General features: G+C 62.5%; 17 protein-coding genes and 1 tRNA gene. 6 read left to right on the top strand and 12 right to left on the bottom strand.

The genetic code is table 11. The annotated features are described in order from the left end of the window. Nucleotides 1-69: 69 nt before the first annotated feature. Nucleotides 70-858, bottom strand: coding sequence for a tRNA (guanosine(46)-N7)-methyltransferase TrmB (gene trmB, locus KHO31_RS04785; protein ID WP_201084719.1), 789 nt, complete (start codon nt 856-858; stop codon nt 70-72). A gap of 396 nt (nt 859-1,254) precedes the next feature. On the opposite strand from trmB, the gene KHO31_RS04780 reads away from it, so the two are divergent. After that, a complete protein-coding gene (locus KHO31_RS04780) occupies nt 1,255-1,638 on the top strand; it encodes an aggregation-promoting factor C-terminal-like domain-containing protein (protein ID WP_201070696.1) in 384 nt (127 codons plus the stop codon). Nucleotides 1,639-1,641: 3 nt separating this feature from the next. Continuing rightward, nucleotides 1,642-2,121 (top strand): hypothetical protein, encoded by a 480-nt coding sequence (locus KHO31_RS04775; protein ID WP_201070693.1) that lies wholly within the window; start codon nt 1,642-1,644, stop codon nt 2,119-2,121. A 175-nt stretch (nt 2,122-2,296) separates the two neighbouring features. Here KHO31_RS04775 and KHO31_RS04770 read toward each other — a convergent pair. From KHO31_RS04770 to KHO31_RS04755, 4 genes are all read right to left on the bottom strand, one after another. Further along, nucleotides 2,297-2,370: transfer RNA gene (locus tag KHO31_RS04770), tRNA-Gly, on the bottom strand. A gap of 83 nt (nt 2,371-2,453) precedes the next feature. Then, a complete protein-coding gene (locus tag KHO31_RS04765) occupies nt 2,454-3,017 on the bottom strand; it encodes a YggT family protein (protein WP_074282459.1) in 564 nt (187 codons plus the stop codon). Between the two features lie 218 nt (nt 3,018-3,235). Continuing rightward, nucleotides 3,236-3,556 carry an EthD family reductase gene (locus KHO31_RS04760; RefSeq protein WP_201070685.1) on the bottom strand — a complete coding sequence of 107 codons (321 nt, stop codon included), beginning with the start codon at nt 3,554-3,556 and terminating at the stop codon, nt 3,236-3,238. 77 nt (nt 3,557-3,633) lie between these two features. Then, nucleotides 3,634-4,581 (bottom strand): Rossmann-like and DUF2520 domain-containing protein, encoded by a 948-nt coding sequence (locus KHO31_RS04755; protein WP_201070684.1) that lies wholly within the window; start codon nt 4,579-4,581, stop codon nt 3,634-3,636. A gap of 766 nt (nt 4,582-5,347) precedes the next feature. Here KHO31_RS04755 and KHO31_RS04750 point away from each other — a divergent pair. Beyond that, nucleotides 5,348-5,659, top strand: a complete 312-nt coding sequence (locus tag KHO31_RS04750) for a hypothetical protein (protein WP_201070683.1) — start codon at nt 5,348-5,350, stop codon at nt 5,657-5,659. A gap of 146 nt (nt 5,660-5,805) precedes the next feature. Then, nucleotides 5,806-6,771 (top strand): threo-3-hydroxy-L-aspartate ammonia-lyase, encoded by a 966-nt coding sequence (locus KHO31_RS04745; protein ID WP_201070682.1) that lies wholly within the window; start codon nt 5,806-5,808, stop codon nt 6,769-6,771. 81 nt (nt 6,772-6,852) lie between these two features. Here the strand turns inward: KHO31_RS04745 and KHO31_RS04740 are convergent, their stop codons facing one another. Further along, nucleotides 6,853-7,530, bottom strand: coding sequence for a LysE family translocator (locus KHO31_RS04740; RefSeq protein ID WP_201070680.1), 678 nt, complete (start codon nt 7,528-7,530; stop codon nt 6,853-6,855). Nucleotides 7,531-7,655: 125 nt separating this feature from the next. Beyond that, nucleotides 7,656-9,224, bottom strand: coding sequence for a 4-hydroxy-3-polyprenylbenzoate decarboxylase (ubiD, locus tag KHO31_RS04735; RefSeq protein WP_201070677.1), 1,569 nt, complete (start codon nt 9,222-9,224; stop codon nt 7,656-7,658). A gap of 605 nt (nt 9,225-9,829) precedes the next feature. Here ubiD and KHO31_RS04730 point away from each other — a divergent pair. Beyond that, nucleotides 9,830-11,002, top strand: coding sequence for a lytic transglycosylase domain-containing protein (locus KHO31_RS04730; protein ID WP_201070674.1), 1,173 nt, complete (start codon nt 9,830-9,832; stop codon nt 11,000-11,002). A 194-nt stretch (nt 11,003-11,196) separates the two neighbouring features. Here KHO31_RS04730 and KHO31_RS04725 read toward each other — a convergent pair whose 3' ends face one another. The 4 genes from KHO31_RS04725 to ribBA form a co-directional block, all read right to left on the bottom strand. After that, on the bottom strand, nt 11,197-12,393 hold the full coding sequence (locus KHO31_RS04725) for a pyridoxal phosphate-dependent aminotransferase (protein ID WP_201070672.1): 1,197 nt from the start codon (nt 12,391-12,393) through the stop codon (nt 11,197-11,199). Between the two features lie 196 nt (nt 12,394-12,589). Then, nucleotides 12,590-13,024, bottom strand: a complete 435-nt coding sequence (gene nusB, locus KHO31_RS04720) for a transcription antitermination factor NusB (RefSeq protein ID WP_054037337.1) — start codon at nt 13,022-13,024, stop codon at nt 12,590-12,592. Beyond that, nucleotides 13,021-13,527: a 6,7-dimethyl-8-ribityllumazine synthase gene (ribH, locus tag KHO31_RS04715; protein WP_006050161.1), complete on the bottom strand. Its 507-nt coding sequence runs from the start codon at nt 13,525-13,527 to the stop codon at nt 13,021-13,023. Before ribH ends, nusB begins: the two co-directional genes overlap by 4 nt. 50 nt (nt 13,528-13,577) lie before the next feature. Beyond that, nucleotides 13,578-14,714, bottom strand: coding sequence for a bifunctional 3,4-dihydroxy-2-butanone-4-phosphate synthase/GTP cyclohydrolase II (ribBA, locus tag KHO31_RS04710; protein WP_201070669.1), 1,137 nt, complete (start codon nt 14,712-14,714; stop codon nt 13,578-13,580). A gap of 207 nt (nt 14,715-14,921) precedes the next feature. On the opposite strand from ribBA, the gene ilvD reads away from it, so the two are divergent. Then, entirely contained in the window at nt 14,922-16,784 is a 1,863-nt protein-coding gene (gene ilvD, locus KHO31_RS04705; RefSeq protein ID WP_201070666.1) for a dihydroxy-acid dehydratase, read from the top strand. A 14-nt stretch (nt 16,785-16,798) separates the two neighbouring features. Here the strand turns inward: ilvD and KHO31_RS04700 are convergent, their stop codons facing one another. Next, complete coding sequence (locus KHO31_RS04700; RefSeq protein WP_201070663.1) at nt 16,799-16,942, bottom strand: hypothetical protein; 144 nt, start codon at nt 16,940-16,942, stop codon at nt 16,799-16,801. Between the last annotated feature and the right edge of the window lie 29 nt (nt 16,943-16,971).

The raw sequence follows: 16,971 nt of genomic DNA, 5'->3' as shown, positions 1-16,971 counted from the left end.
TTCGAATCATGAAAAAAGGTCCGCGTTTGCGGACCTTTTTCTTATGGCGAGCGAGTCGTAGCCGCAGGTTTATGCCGCGGCGCGCTTCCTGAACACCAGATCCCACACGCCATGCCCGAGCCGTAGCCCACGGCGCTCGAACTTCGTCACCGGACGATATTCGGGGCGCGGCGCGTAGCCGTCGGCGGTATTTTCCAGCGCGGGATCGGCGCCTAGCACTTCGAGCATCTGCTCGGCGTAGTTCTGCCAGTCGGTCGCGCAATGCAGATACGCACCCGGTTTCAGACGCGAAACCAGCAACGCGACGAACTTCGGCTGGATCAGACGGCGCTTGTGGTGGCGCGCCTTGTGCCAGGGGTCTGGAAAGAAGATATGAACGCCGTCGAGGCTGTCTGGCGCGATCATCTGTTCGAGGACTTCGACCGCGTCGTGCTGAATGATGCGAATGTTCGACAGCGTCTGCTCGCCCATCAGCTTCAGCAGCGCGCCGACGCCTGGTTCGTGCACCTCGACGCCGAGGAAGTCGTCGTCGGGACGGTGCGAGGCGATCTCAGCGGTGGTCGCGCCCATCCCGAAGCCGATTTCCAGCACACGCGGCGCGGCGCGGCCAAACACGCTATTCCAGTCGGGTTGTTGCGGAGTGAAGGGCACGACGAAACGCGGACCGAGTTCGTCCATCGCGCGGCGCTGGCCGGTCGACACGCGACCCGCGCGCGTGACAAAGCTGCGAATGCGGCGTCGATGCAAGGCTTCTTCTTGCGGGGCGTCGGTGCCGGCATTGGCCGGTTGGCCGTCGGTTTCGGTGGAAGCCGGCGAGAGTTCGTCCGGCAGGCCGGCGTCGTTTGGATCGTGGATCATTGTCGATACTGCTACAAGGGTGAGGGCCAGGCGGCTTGCATGGCGCGTTGCGAGGCGCCGTTTGCGTTTGCGTTTGCGCTTGCGCGGCACGGGCTGCGGTTCGCAGGCGCGGTTCGCGCGAATTGCTATGCGTTGCCGCTGCCACTACAAAAAAGCCGCCTTCATAGGAGGCGGCTCGTGCTGGATTCTGCTGACTGCTTAGCAGGAAGGTGGAGCGGGCGTTGCAAGTGCGCGTAAGGTAGCACACCCGAAAAGGGTGCGTCCAGACGGTGGCCGGCTTGATGGGTGCCTGAAATCGACGTCAAGATTACATTTTCATAACCTCGATTGCTATTCGTATGATTTAATCGCGTTGCAAGTCATCCCGTCCAGCGATTATCAAAACGAAAATCCACTATGGGCAAACACGCACACAATCATCGTCAAGCAAAAACCGCCAAAACGGATTGGGTCGCTATCGATCCAACTGCGGTTCCGACTACCTCCCAGAATGCACTTCGCAAAGCCATCGGCATTGAAGGCGTTCCACTCACGGAATTCAATGATTTGTTGTGGCTCATGGCGCAAGAGTCGAGCGGCGTGGTGGACGTGCGCAATGGGAAGTCGTCCGCACGCGGGCTTTATCAGTTGTTGCGATCTCAATATGAATTGAATCCGAATGGCGAAAAATCGTTTGGTAATGCCGTTGAGGAATGTCAGGGCGGGATTCGCTATATTCTCGGACGCTATCACACCGCTGCATCAGCGCGCCTGGTATGGGAAGCAAACCACTGGTGTTGAGAATTGAAAAAGTTTCTATTGATGGGCTTCGTGTCGGCGATGTGCTGGATGAGCGTCGCGCAAGCCGCTGATGCCGGCGCACCGCGCTTTGAAGATTTCGCGGTGAAAGACACCTTTGCGGGCAAAGCGGCGAAAGTACGGCTCGTATCCGCGGACGACAAGGAATATGCGACGCGTATCCGCGAAGCCAGCCGGCAGAAGCCGAACTTCGCCGGGCACTATGTGCTGGCAAGCTGGGGCTGCGGGGCATCCTGCGTGTCCAGCGTGGCGATCGATGCGAAGACCGGCCGCGTCACGTGGCTGCCTTTTACGGTGTGTTGCTGGGACGTGGATGTGCAGGAGCCGATCGAATTCCGGCGCGACAGCCGCCTGCTGGTGGTCCACGGCAGCAGGAATGAAGAGGGTAGCGGGACGTACTACTACGCCTTGGACAAAGACAGCTTCAAACTGGTCAAGACGGTTGGGAAGGCCGCGAAGAACTAGTGGCGGCTCGCGCAAAGGCGTGTTGGCACCGCGCGTGCTCATCGCGTCTTTGTCCGACGTCTCGGATGACAGGCTGGGAGGGGTGTAGCTGGCGGGAAATGCAACAGACTCTGCGGCAGATTCAGATCCTGTCGCGAAGCCGCCTGGCCGATAACCAGGCTGACAGAAAAGAATCTGGAGCGGGCGATGGGAATCGAACCCACGGCTCTAGCTTGGGAAGCTAGGGTATTACCATTATACGACGCCCGCAGAGCGCACAATTCTACTCGGGAAGGGGCAGTTAGCGCAAATCGCGCCACCGCCCTTGCCGCCAATACGCACGGAGCGTGCGCTCAGATGACGAAGTAGGTCAACTGAACGGCAGCACGCGTCACTACCATCAGCAGCACCTGCACGATCACGAACAGCAGAATCGGCGAGAGGTCGATACCGCCGAGTTGCGGCACCACGCGGCGCAGCGGATTCAGGAACGGCGCGGTCAGCTGGTACAGAATCGGCATGGCCGGCGAGCGCGGATTGAGCCACGACAGCAGCGCCATCAGGATCGTCATCCAGATGATCAGATTCAGTGCCCACTTGATGACGGTCAGCACGGCAACGATCAACAGGGTCGGCACGAGGGTGAGCGGATCGGCGCCGGTGAGCACCACCATCAGCACCACATAAATGATTGCCGCAATCAGGGCTGCGGCAAGGCTCGCCCAGTCGATGTTGCGGGTGCTGTGCAGGATGTGCCGCAAGGGCAGCACGATCCAGTTGGTGGCTTGCAGCACGGCGTTCGTGACGGGGTTGTACGGCGGCATGCGCACGACCTGCAGCCAGGCGCGCAGCAACAACGCGGCGCCGAACAGTGTAAAGACGGTATTGAGCAGAAAACGGGCGATATCGCCAAACATCTCGTGTCCTTATCCTTCGGATGGCAGCCGTCGATCGGCCGCGGGGGCCGGCGCTGACCGATCGGTGCGCCGGCGGGTTCATTTGGATTGCCTGCGCCGTTCCCGCAGGAGGGCGCGTTGCGCATCCCAAGTGGGGACGCGGTGGATCAATTTCCAGATGTTCGAGTCAGGCCAAGCGGCAAACCGCATGCCGCCAAGCCATACCCGGCCACGGGGTGTCACACAGAAATCTTGATTTCGCTGATCAGAATCGTGCCGTTGCCACCGTCCGTGTAATTCGGGATGTCGGCAACCAACTGCTCCGAGGCCGGCTTGAACACCTTGTAGAAGTCGTCCGCGCTATCGAACAGGAAGTGACCTGCGGCGACATACGGCGGCGGCGTTCCCGGCGGCCCGGCGTTGATGCCGACATCGACCGACCAGCCTTTCAGCGACGGCCCGAACAGCTTCGCCGCAAGCGGCATGTGCGTGACGCAGTAATAGTCCACGTCGAAGTGGCCGTTTTCCCGGTACGGATAAAGGATGCTGACCTTGATCATTGTGCGTTCTCGTCTGTTGGTCCCGAAGCGCGGCGCTGGCGGATTGCGCGCGGCGCCGGACGTCACATTATCACGCCTTACTTGACGCTTGCACCTGCTGCGGCCTGATTCAGCGATCGGTTGAGCGATTCTTCCACCGCCTCGGCAATTGCCTCGATCGCGGCGGGCGGTTTGGCGCGGCGTTCGGCTAGTCCGACCGCGCGCCGCGACAGCAATCCGTACAGCGCGGCATGGTCGCCGCCGAGGCCTTCCAGCAACGCCAACTGTTTTTCCACGACGCCCGTGTCGCCGCGCGACACGGGACCCGCTAGCGCATTGGGCAAGCCCTTGTCGCGCGCGGTTTCGATGGTGCCGGAGAGCATCGGCAGCAGCGCGCGCAGCGCGTCGTCTTCGGCGAAGCCCAGCGTGCGCCACAGTGCGACGCATTCGGCGAGGCTGCACAGCGCGAAGCTGGCGGCGTAATGCGCGGCGGCGTGGTACAGCATGCGGCCGCCCGCTGGAATCGACAGCGGATGGCAGCGCAGGGCGACGGCTAGCGCTGTCAGTGCGTCCTTGAGCGCGCCGTCGGCCTCGATCGTCACCGAGCAGCCGGCGATCCGTTCGAGATCGGCGAGATCGCCGCTAAAGAGGTAAAGTGGGTGGAAGCCGCCGATCGAGGCACCCTGGTCGCGCGCCGGGGCCAGCAATTCGACCGGCGAGGCGCCGCTGCAATGCACGAGCGCTTTGCCGGTTAGGCCATTTTGACCGCTTGCCGCGTCCGCCACGAACCGCAGTGTGTGTGCTGTCGTACCGATACTGTCATCGGGAACGGCTAAAAAGATGATATCGGCGGCGTCGACGACCTGTTGTGGATCGTCGAATGCCGCGCAATGCTCAATTTGACTGGCGAGCCGGCTGGCCGAGGCCGCTGTGCGGCTCGCCACCGCCGTGACGGGATAGCCGGCGCGTGAAAAGCTCAGCGCGAGACAGCGCGCGAGCCGCCCCGCACCGACGAAGCCGAGGCGCGGCAGAGAGGGCTGGGACATGGTTACCTGCTCCAGACGTGACACTTGAACGGGAAAGCAGAAGTATCGCGCATCCGCCCGGCAATGGCGTGTCCCGGTGCTGGTATTCCTCTGATCAGTGCGCGCGCGATATGGCGCGTTGGGTCGGTCATCTGGTGGCGCGCGCCCCGGGGGTCCGAAAACTGCTCACAATTTCTTCATGAGTTGGTTTGGCAGTTGCTGTTCTGGGTTTTTCGTCTCGCAGTCAGATTCGGGAGGTAACAATGAATATTTTTTCTTACCGAAAGCACTTGCGGTTCTTGACGCACTCGCAGCGCCGTCGCTGGTGGGATCAAAAGAAGCGCTTGACGCCACGCGTGTGTATCAGCGGCGCGTATGTCCCGCCCAACGTCTCCAGAGAATTCGCCTATGTGAAGGTAGGCTGAAATACCGTCTGCTCACGGGTAAGAAATGCCCGGCGCGATTGCGCCGGGCATTTTCCATTTGGGCCGTCAGGATTGAAGCTAATTTGTAATCAAAGATTACTGGCAACTGCGTGCCTGACGCCGCAAGACCCGCAAAGCAGTGGCTTCGCGTCCGCTCAACCGCTGGCAAACCCTCAGTTCTCAGCCCGTTACGCGGCGTGTCCGAGTGGCGCTCCGCCGATGCAAATTCCGACCTATTGCCGCCAATTGCAATTTGCAACAAATGCGAACATCTATGCGCGGTCTTTTTCGATACATTGATTTCATGGCATGCAAGGCATGCGAAGTCGGCGACCTGAGTGGGCCGCGCCAGGAGAATAAAAGTGAAAAAGATCGTTCCGTTTGTCGTTGCCGCCGCACTCGGCGTGGGGTTCGCTACTGCTGCAGAAGCGCACGTTTCCGTCGGTATCGGTATTGGCATTCCGGTCGCACCGGCGTATCCGGTTTATGCCGCGCCGCCGCCGGTCTATTACGCGCCGCCGCCCCCGCCGGTGGTGTATGCGCCGGGCTATTACGCGCCGCCGGCAGTCGTGGTGGGTGGGTATTACGGTGGCTATGGCCGCCCTTATTACCACCACGGCTACTACCGCGGTTATCACGGCGGTTACTACGGTCACGGCTACTATCGCCGCTAATCGCGAGAAACGCACGGGACGTGTCGACGGCGTAACGCCGGCTTGATCGCCGGGTTACGCCGTTTGTGTTTTTGCTGCGGCATACCCAAGCACCGGCGAAGCTGGGAGAATGGCTGTTTCGCCACCGCTTCTGGAGAGTTTCGCCGATGCAAGCGCTTCCCGCTCCCACTTTCGACGACGTACTCGACGCCGCTGCGCGTCTCGACGGCGTCGCCCACCGTACCCCCGTTTTAACCTCGAGCACGTTCAATGAGCGCACGGGTGCGTCGGTATTCTTCAAGTGTGAGAATTTTCAGCGTATGGGCGCCTTCAAGTTTCGCGGCGCCTACAACGCGATTTCGCATTTCAACGCGGAGCAACGCCAAGCGGGCGTGCTGACGTACTCGTCGGGTAACCACGCGCAAGCGATCGCGCTATCGGCGCGCCTTGCAGGGATTCACGCGACGATCATCATGCCGCACGACGCACCCGCCGCCAAAGTCGCGGCGACCAAGGGCTATGGCGGCGAGGTGATCAGCTACGACCGCTACACCGAGAATCGCGAAGAGATCGGCCGGCGGCTTGCAGAAGAGCGCGGCATGACGCTGATTCCGCCGTACGACCATCCGCACGTGATCGCGGGGCAGGGCACGGCAGTGAAGGAGTTGATCGAAGAAACCGGCCCGCTCGACATGCTGTTCGTTTGCCTCGGCGGCGGTGGGCTGATTGGCGGCAGCGCATTGTCGGCGGCAGCATTGAGCCCGGCGTGCACCGTGATCGGCGTCGAGCCCGAAGCGGGCAACGACGGCCAGCAATCGCTCGCGCGCGGCGAAATCGTCCATATCGACGCGCCGCGCACGATTGCCGACGGCGCTGCCTCGACGCATCTCGGCGACTACACGTTCGCCATTATTCGGAAGCTGGTCGCGCAGATCGAAACGGTCAGCGACGAGCAGTTGATCGAGACTATGCGTTTCTTTGCGCAACGCATGAAGATCGTGGTCGAGCCGACGGGCTGCCTCGCCGCGGCTGCCGTGCTCAATGGCATCGTGCCGGTGAAGGGCAAGCGCGTCGGTGTGGTAGTGAGCGGCGGCAACGTCGATCTGGCGAAGCTGGCGCAGTATCTCGCCTGACAGGCTGCCTGATCGTTTTTACGCCGCGTTGTACACGATTGAAATCGATGGAAGACGGCTCGCCTTGGCGAGCCGTTTTTTCTAGCTCGCCACCTGGGCGGTCTGCACAATCAGATCACGATATCCGTTCACAATCACGCTATACGAGAAGTACGCGAACAGCAGTGCCGACAACACGTGACACGCACGCAACAAACCGGTGCCGGCGCGTTTGCGCCCGTGGCTGCCGAGCCCACAGATAAAGATCGTCCAGCACAAGCCACCCAGGAAGAAGCCGCCGAGGAACACCGGCGCAGTCGTCACGCTGGTGGCGCCGGCTTTCGCGATTAGCGCACCGCCGACTGCGGCAAACCACAGAATCGCCGAAGGCGACGAAATCGCCAGCAATACGCCGCGCAGGAAACCACGCCACGGGGAAAGATGCGGCGCGTTGGCGTCCGCTTCTCCGGCAACGGCAGGTGCTGACGCCGGGAACAGCGCTTCACGCGCCATCTTCCACGTGAGAAACAGCAGGATCGCTGCGCCGCCGATCCATACTACCCAGCGCACCGATTCGAACTGCAGCAGCGCAGCCATTCCCGCGAGCGCGAGCGCCGCGTAAATCAGATCGCCGATACAGGAACCGAGCCCCAACCAGAAACCTGGTTTGAAGCCGTGCGACAGCGTCAGCGAAATCATCGCAACGTTGACGAGACCGATATCCAGACACAGCGACAACGACAGAAAAAATCCATCCGACATCATTGAAAAGGCATGCATCCGCGCAACTGCTCCATCAGTTTTGTTGTTCAGACTTGTTCGAGCGCGAGCGATCCGGCGGGTGACTGGATCGTTTCAATGCCGACAGAATCATGAAATTCTACGGTGTGATTCGAGGCCGATTTTTACAGCCCCAACTCATCCCACAAGGTGTCGATGCGCTGTTTGACTGCGCCGTCCATCTCGATCGGGCGGCCCCATTCGCGATCGGTTTCGCCGGGCCATTTATTGGTCGCGTCGAGTCCCATCTTCGATCCGAGACCCGCCACCGGCGAGGCGAAATCCAGATAGTCGATCGGCGTGCGATCGACCAGCACGGTGTCGCGCGCCGGATCGATACGCGTGGTGATGGCCCAGATCACTTCTTTCCAGTCGCGGATATTCACATCCTCGTCGACCACGACGATGAACTTCGTATACATGAATTGCCGCAAGAAGCTCCACACGCCGAACATCACGCGTTTGGCGTGGCCGGGGTAGCTCTTCTTCATCTGTACGATCGCCATCCGGTAGCTGCACCCTTCAGGCGGCAGATAGAAATCGGTGATCTCGGTGAACTGCTTCTGTAACAGCGGCACGAACACCTCATTGAGCGCGACGCCAAGCACGGCGGGCTCATCGGGCGGTTTGCCGGTGTAGGTGGAGTGATAGATCGCGTCGCGCCGCATCGTGATGCGCTCGACCGTGAAGACGGGAAACCACTCCTGCTCGTTGTAATAGCCGGTGTGGTCGCCATAGGGGCCTTCCAGCGCGTGTTCGTAAGCGGCGGACGCGCCCTTGACCGGACGTGGCGGCGCGCCTGCGGGGACCGGCGAGGGCGTGCCTTCCTGCGGGTAGATAAAGCCTTCCAGAACGATCTCAGCGCGCGCGGGCACCTGCAATCCGTCGACGCCGGGCGTGATGCACTTCGCGAGTTCGGTGCGGCCGCCGCGCAACAGGCCGGCGAACTGGTATTCGGAGAGCGTATCAGGGACCGGCGTGACCGCACCGAGGATGGTCGCCGGATCGGCGCCCAGCACCACGGCCACGGGATACGGTTTGCCCGGATTCTGCAGCGCGAACTCCCTGAAATCGAGTGCGCCGCCGCGATGGGCGAGCCATCGCATGATCAGTTTGTTACGTCCGATCAGTTGCTGGCGATATATGCCTAAATTTTGTCGGCTCTTATTCGGGCCTTTTGTGACGGTCAGGCCCCATGTAATCAGCGGCCCTGCATCGCCCGGCCAGCAGGTCTGAATCGGCAGCTTGCCGAGGTCGACGTCATTGCCCTCCCAGACGATTTCCTGGCAGGGTGGGGCGCTCACTGTCTTGGGCGCCATGTCCCAAACGGCCTTCGCCAGCGTGAACAGTTTTCCGGCGTCCTTGAGCCCCTTCGGCGGCTCGGGTTCCTTCAATGCGGAGAGCAGTCGGCCGACGTCGCGCAGCGACTCCAGCGCGGCGCCATCGCCTTCACCCGCTTGCGCGTCGATACCCATGCCGAGCGCGACGCGGCGCGGTGTGCCGAACAGGTTGCCGAGGACCGGGAACGCGTGCTGCTGCCGGTTCTCGAACAATAACGCCGGACCGCCCGCGCGCAGCACGCGGTCGCACAATTCGGTCATTTCCAGGACGGGCGAGACGTTTTGCGAGATACGGCGCAGTTCACCGATCGCTTCGAGACGGCCGACGAAATCGCGCAGGTCTTTGTATTTCATCTGGTGCGGTAGAGGGCCGCGCAAGCGGCAAAAGGGACGGGCGCCGCGGGGCTTCGCGGTGCCAAAACGATTGTCGATTTTACCTGTGTTGGCAGGCGCACGTAGATTGGCCAAACAGCCATCTTTGGAAGGCGTAATTGAGATAGCTCAAGAAGCGCGCACCGCGCGGTTTTGAGCGGACTGAACACTGTTCATTATTACAATTAGTTATAGTTTTGCTCATTTGTAGTGTTGACGATCTATAAAACCCTGCATAGAATCCGTCCACATTGGTTGCAGGGCGTGAACCTTTTTACCACCGCCCCGGTCCCTTCAGACGCAACGCGTCACCGCTTACCGACCCCCTGCACGGTATTTGACGGTCTTACTGAAGTTCTCGCCAGCGCCTGTTGACGCTGGTTTTCGCGTGGGAGCCTCCGCCTGCATGTTTTTTGGCATGCCGCGGGCCTCTTTTCAAGATGGCTCCCCACAAACGGTATTTGCCGTTTTCCCGACGTCGCTGCTGCCCTAACCAGACAGAGCGCGCGATGTCTTGACTCTGCGAACGTGTGTTACCGCCTGTTCAACTGGCGGGGTTCGCGGATCATGCAACATGGGAGATCTGAATGAACGCCTGGTTATCGTGGCGTCCCGATGAGCGTATCGCGCAAGTTGTGCGTGGTGCGTTGCGTCGCGGGACGCGAATGAGTCATCACCTGTTCAGCATCGTCGGCGGTATCGCTGTCGTGCTGGCACTTACGTTGTGGCTGATGCCGGCCCTGCGCGGCACCCTTGCCGCCAAGCTGATGCCGGTCATTTCTGCCGCTGTGCAGGCCGGTCCCGCCCGTCTGCTGCAGGGACACCCGCTGCCGGCTTTCGGCCCGCCTGGCGCATCCTCTGACGATTCGCTGGCCGCGAACGCGCCCAATAGCGAGGCCGCTAGCGGTGCGAACAACGCCGTCACCGCCAGCAACACCAGCTACGACGGCGCCTTCGACGGTACCGGCACGTCCGGCATGGGCGTGGCGGCGCTGAACGGCCTCGACCCGCGCACCATGCAGAGCGTCTCCGCGCTGGCGCGGCTGATTCCGGCGCAGCGCGTCTCGGCCGACGCACGCGACGATCGCGTGCTGGTCTCGACCCGCGAGCAGGATCTGGTCGCGTCATACCTGGCGCGGCGCTACCGCGTCGCTCAGGAGCCTGTTGGCGAGCTCGTGAAGGCAGCGTTCGACACGGGCCGCGAAGTCGGTCTCGATCCGCTCCTGCTGCTGTCCGTGATGGCAATTGAATCGGGCTTCAACCCGTACGCCGAGAGCGGTGTCGGCGCTCAGGGCCTGATGCAGGTGATGTCCAAGGTTCACTCGGACAAATTCCAGTATTTCGGTGGCCAGAGCGCTGCGCTCGAACCGGTTGCGAACATCAAGGTGGGAGCGCTGGTGCTGAAGGATTGCATCGCACGCGGCGGTTCGCTGCCGGGCGGCTTGCGTCTCTACGTCGGCTCGACCTCGCCGGACGACGGCGGTTACGGCGCCAAGGTGATGGCCGAGCGTGGCCGTTTGCGCGATGTGGCGCGTGGCCGCAAGGTACCGATCAATGCACCGCAGGCTCCGGTTCTGACGGCGTCGAACACGGCTACGGCTGCTGCCGCATCGGCTAATGGCAAGCGCGTGCAGGTGACGCTCGATGGCGGTCATCCGTTGAGCGCAGCAGCGCCGGTGAAGACGCCGGTGTCCGAGCAGGACGACGCCAGCTCCAATGCCACCAAGCATGTGGCATCGGCCTCGGAGCTGGGCGCTTGAGGTTGACGTAACTCAGTTCGCCTCGCTTGAGAGCAGCCGGTATAAAAAAGGACACCCTTCGAGTGTCCTTTTTCCTTTTTGTGGCCTGCACTTGCGGCGCTCCGCGCTACTGGGAGGCGCGTGCCACACGCATTGCAATCCGCCGCCTTACCGGGTCTTTTTAGGCGCAAGCCGCAGCGCTTATGCCTGTGCGATCAATGCCGTCCGAAGAGCTTCGCCAGCCGCTCGACCGCTTCTTCAAGCTTCGGCAGGGCGGTTGCATACGATAGCCGGATGTAGTCCTTCGGCGCGTGTGTACCGAAGTCCATGCCCGGTACCAACACCACACCCGCTTCGTGCAGCATTGCTTTGGTCAGCGCTGCGCTGTCTCCAGCCGCCTGATGCGCGACCGTACGGCAATCGGCGTACACGTAGAACGCGCCGTCAGGCATGACCGGCACCGAGAAGCCCAGCGATTCGAGCGCCGGCGCAATGAAGTCGCGGCGGCGCTTGAACTCAAGGCGGCGCGCTTCGTAGATGGCGATCGTTTCCGGTTCGAAGCAGGCGAGCGCCGCATGCTGCGCGAGCGCCGACGCGCAGATGAACAGGTTCTGCGCGAGCTTTTCGAACGCGCCGACCATGCCGGGCGGCACCACCAGCCAGCCCAAACGCCAGCCGGTCATGTTGAAGTACTTCGAGAAGCTGTTCACGGTGACGACGTCGTCACCGTACGAGAGCGCCGAGACAGGCTTCGCGTCGTAGCTCAGGCCCTGGTAGATCTCGTCGACGATCGTAAAGCCGCCACGCGCCCGCACTGTCTTGACGATGCGCTCGAGCTCGGCCGGTTCGATCGATGTGCCGGTCGGGTTCGACGGCGACGCCAGCAGCACGCCACGGGTGCGTTCATTCCACAGGCGCTCGACGTCGGCGGCAGTCAGTTGAAAGCGTTCGGCCGGCCCGCTTGGCACCATCACCGGCTTGCCTTCGGCCGCGATCACGAAATGACGGTTGCACGGGTAACACGGGTCGGGCATCAGCACTTCATCGTCGCGGTCGACCAGCGCTGCGCAAGCCAGCAGGAGCGCGGCAGAGGCGCCAGCGGTGACGACGATCCGTGCCGGATCGACACTGACGCCGTAGACTTCGGCGTAATGCGCCGAGATCGCCTCGCGCAGCGCATGCAGACCAAGTGCGTTGGTGTATTGCGTGACGCCGCGGCGCAGGGCGCTCGCCGCCGCTTCGATGACCGGCTCGGGCGCGGTGAAATCGGGTTCGCCGATTCCCATGTGGATGATGTCGCGCCCGTCGCGCTCGAGCAGCGCGGCCTCCTTGGCCAGTTCCATCACATAGAAAGGCTGGATGGCGTCGACGCGGGCAGCAAGCCGCACCAAGGGTTCGGTCACGGAGTTCATACGATCAAATCCAGTTCAGAAGCAAAAGCGGGACGGCGCGCGGCGCATGGGTTCATGCGCGTAACGGCGTCCTTGCAAGCGCCCGCCAGTATGGGGCTGCATGATTCCACTTTGGGTTCAACCGGCCGGCGGATGATCCGCGGGCCAGTGAATCCGCATTAGCGTATGGCGCATGACCAGGTCACGCGCCTCACGCTCAATGCTTGCGAGCCGCCTGCGTTTCAGCAGCGCGCAGTTGTGCCGACAGCTTGTCCAGCACGCCGTTCACGTACTTGTAGCCGTCCGCCCCGCCAAACGTCTTGGCGAGTTCGACTGCTTCATTGATGACCACGCGATAGGGGATATCGACGTGATTCTTCAACTCGAACGCGGCGACCAGCAGCACAGCGCGTTCGACCGGCGAAAGCTGGTCGATCGGGCGGTCGAGGCACGGTGCGATGTCGGCGGAGAGTGCTTCCGAATCGCGGATCACGCCGTGCAGGATGGCGTCCAGATGTTCGTGGTCGGCCTTGTCGAAGCCTTGCGCGCCGCGCAGCTGCGCGTCGATTTCACCGCCGGGCGAGCCCGACAGCAGCCACTGGTAAAGCCCCTGCGTGGCCAGTTCGCGGGAGCGTCGGCGTGCGCTCTTCATGCCTCTTCCTCTTCTTCGTCTTCTTCTTCGTCGTCACCGCCGAGTTGTTCGAGCGCGACGGCGAGATTGGCCATTTCGACGGCCACGCGCGCTGCGTCACGACCCTTCTCGGTCATGCGCGCGACGGCTTGCTCGTCGTTTTCCGTGGTCAGCACGGCGTTCGCAACCGGAATGCCGAAATCGAGGCCGATACGCGTGATGCCCGCGCCGCTTTCGTTCGACACCAGTTCGAAGTGGTACGTCTCGCCGCGAATGACCGCGCCCAGCGCGATCAGTGCGTCGAATTGCGCGCTTTCGGCGAGCTTTTGCAGCGCCAGCGGGATTTCCAGCGCGCCCGGCACGGTGACCAGCAACACGTCTTCGCCGGTCACGCCGAGGCGTTCGAGTTCTTCGATGCACGAATCCGCGAGGCCGTTGCAGACGGGTTCGTTAAAACGCGCCTGGACGATGCCGATACGCAGTCCGTCGCCGTCGAGATTCGGTTGGTATTGTCCGATTTCCATGTGAATTCCGTAGTGTTTTGAGTGGGCGCTTAAGCGCGTGATTGGTCGGATCAGCCTTGTTGCGGAGCCTGTGCGGCGCTGCCCGGCATGGGCACGAAGCCGGTGACTTCGAGGCCGTAGCCCGACATGCTGCCCAGCTTGCGCGGGTTCGACAGCACCTGCATCTTGCCGACACCCAGCTCACGCAGGATCTGCGCGCCGATGCCGTACGTCTTGAAGTCGACCGGCCGGCGTTTGAGCGCCTCGGCCTTTTCTTTCGAGTCGAACGCCTTGAAAACGTCGACCAGATGATCCTTCGAATCGCCGCAGTTCAGGAGCACGATCACACCGAGGTCGCGCTGGGCGATCTCTTTCATGGCCGCGTCCAGCGTCCATGAGTGAGTCGACTTGCCGACTTCGAGCAGATCCAGCATCGACAGCGGCTCGTGCACGCGCACCGGCGTGTCGTGATCCGGGTTCGGCGTGCCGCGCACCAGCGCGATATGCGGCTGGCCGCTCGGCTGGTCGAGATACATCACCGCACGAAACGCGCCGTGCGCGGTTTGCATGGTGCGCTCGCAAATGCGCTCGACGATCGATTCGGTGCGGCTGCGGTAGTGGATCAGATCCGCGATCGTGCCGATCTTCAGATCGTGCTCTTTGGCGAATTCCATCAGGTCCGGCAGGCGCGCCATGGTGCCGTCGTCTTTAATGACTTCGCAGATCACCGCGGCCGGCGTGAGGCCTGCCAACGCGGTGAAGTCGCAGCCGGCCTCGGTGTGGCCAGCGCGCACCAGCACGCCGCCGGGCTGCGCCATGATCGGAAACACGTGTCCCGGCTGCACGATGTGCTCGGCCTTGGCGTCCGGTGCGACCGCCGTGGCGATCGTGCGGGCGCGGTCGGCCGCCGAAATGCCCGTGGTCACGCCTTCGGCTGCTTCGATGCTGACGGTGAAGGCCGTGCCGTACTGCGTGCCGTTGCGATAGGTCATGAGCGGCAGGTTCAGCAACTTGCAGCGTTCCTGCGTGAGCGTCAGACAAATCAGGCCGCGGCCGTAGCGGGCCATGAAGTTGATCGCTTCCGGGGTAACGAATTCGGCGGCGATCACCAGGTCGCCCTCGTTTTCACGGTCTTCTTCGTCGACGAGGATCACCATCCGGCCTGCTTTCAGTTCGGCGATGATCTCTTGAGTGGAGGCGAGCGTCATGTTGGCGGAGTTTTTCGAAGAAAGCGCGTATTTTACGCCACGCGCGCGCCCACGTCGCCTGCGCCAGATGGCATAGGCCGTTTGGCCAGGCGGTTGGCCTGTCTGGTGGAGGTTTGACAGGGCGCCGTTGCTATAATTCGTCGCGCCCGCGAAGGCCGCCTCCAGAAAACATTTTCCCCGCTAAACGTTCGAGACAGATCACAGATCATGCCGCACTATCGCTCACGCACATCGACTCATGGCCGCAACATGGCCGGCGCCCGCGCCTTGTGGCGCGCCACCGGAATGAAAGACGACGATTTCGGCAAGCCGATTATCGCCGTGGTGAACTCGTTCACCCAGTTCGTGCCGGGCCATGTGCATTTGCGCGACCTGGGCGCACTGGTCGCGAAGGAAATCGAAGCGGCGGGCGGTGTAGCCAGGGAATTCAACACGATTGCAGTGGACGACGGCATCGCCATGGGCCACGGCGGCATGCTCTATTCGCTGCCTTCGCGCGAGCTGATCGCCGACTCCGTGGAGTACATGGTCAACGCGCACTGCGCCGACGCCATGGTCTGCATCTCCAATTGCGACAAGATCACCCCGGGCATGCTGATGGCCGCCATGCGCCTGAACATCCCCGTCGTTTTTGTGTCAGGCGGTCCGATGGAAGCGGGCAAGGTCAAATCGCCGACGGACGGCCAGGTGATCGCCAAGATCGACCTGATCGACGCAATGATCAAGGCGGGCGACTCCAGGGTCAGCGACGCCGAAGTGGCGGAAATCGAGCGCAGCGCCTGCCCGACGTGCGGTTCCTGCTCGGGCATGTTCACCGCAAACTCGATGAACTGCCTGACCGAAGCGATCGGCCTGGCGTTGCCCGGCAACGGCACGATCGTCGCCACGCATGCATGGCGCAAGGGCCTGTTCGAACAGGCCGGCCGTCTCGTGGTGGACCTGTGCCGCCGCTACTATCAGGAAGATGACGCGTCGGTCCTGCCGCGCAACATCGCCAGCAAGCAGGCGTTCGAGAACGCCATGGCGCTCGACGTCGCCATGGGTGGTTCGACCAATACCGTGCTGCACCTGCTGGCCGCTGCGCAGGAAGGCGGCGTCGATTTCACGATGTCCGACATCGATCGCATCTCGCGCAAGGTGCCGTGCCTGTGCAAAGTGGCGCCCGCCACGGACAAATTCCATATCGAAGACGTGCATCGTGCCGGCGGCATTCCCGGCATTCTCGGCGAACTGGCCCGCGCGGATCTGCTGGACCTGTCGTGCGGCAACGTGCATAGCGGCACGCTGGGCAATGCGATCGCCAGGTGGGACGTCGCCGGCGGCGCGGGTGAAGAAGCGCAGAAACTCTTCCGCGCGGCGCCGGGCGGCATTCCGACCACGGTCGCGTTCAGCCAGGAAGCTACCTTCACTGCGCTGGACACTGACCGCAAGACCGGCTGTATCCGCAGCAAGGAGAACGCGTATTCGAAAGATGGCGGCCTCGCCGTGCTCTACGGCAACCTCGCGGAGAAGGGCTGTATCGTCAAGACCGCGGGCGTCGACGAATCGCAATGGGTCTTCTCCGGGCACGCGCGCGTCTTCGAGAGCCAGGACGACGCCGTCGAAGCCATTCTGGGCGACAAGGTCGTCGCGGGCGACGTGGTCGTGATCCGTTACGAAGGCCCCAAGGGCGGCCCCGGCATGCAGGAAATGCTTTACCCCACGTCGTATCTGAAATCCAAGGGCCTGGGTAAGACCTGCGCGCTGTTTACCGATGGCCGCTTCTCTGGCGGTTCGTCAGGGCTGGTGATCGGGCATGCGTCGCCGGAAGCAGCCGAAGGCGGCACGATCGGCCTGGTGGAAGAGGGCGACGTGATCGAGATCGACATTCCCAAACGGAAGATGCACCTGGTGGTGTCGGACGCGGAACTGGCACGCCGTCGCGAAGCCATGGAGGCTCGCGGCGACAAGGCCTGGATGCCGGTGGATCGTGAACGCGTGGTGTCGCAAGCGTTGCAGGCCTATGCGGCGTTGGCGACCTCCGCCGACCGCGGCGCCGTGCGAGACCTCTCGCAATTGAAGCGCAAGTGAGACGCAACTGAGGCTTAGCCGGCCGGCTCGTTGAAGCCGGAGCCGTGAAGACGGGCGGCGTCCGCAACGGACGCCGCCCGTTTGCAATCGTGATACAGGCTCAGGTCGAGCGTGTTGTCTTCAAGCAATGGCGCGAGCGCACTGCTGGGCAGCGGCAAGCGGCAGTCCGTGCCCGCTCGCCGTGCGA

The sequence above is a fragment of the Paraburkholderia domus genome (assembly GCF_905220705.1).
Classification (GTDB): Bacteria; Pseudomonadota; Gammaproteobacteria; order Burkholderiales; family Burkholderiaceae; genus Paraburkholderia; species Paraburkholderia domus.
This window is presented reverse-complemented; position numbering and strand designations above follow the sequence as displayed.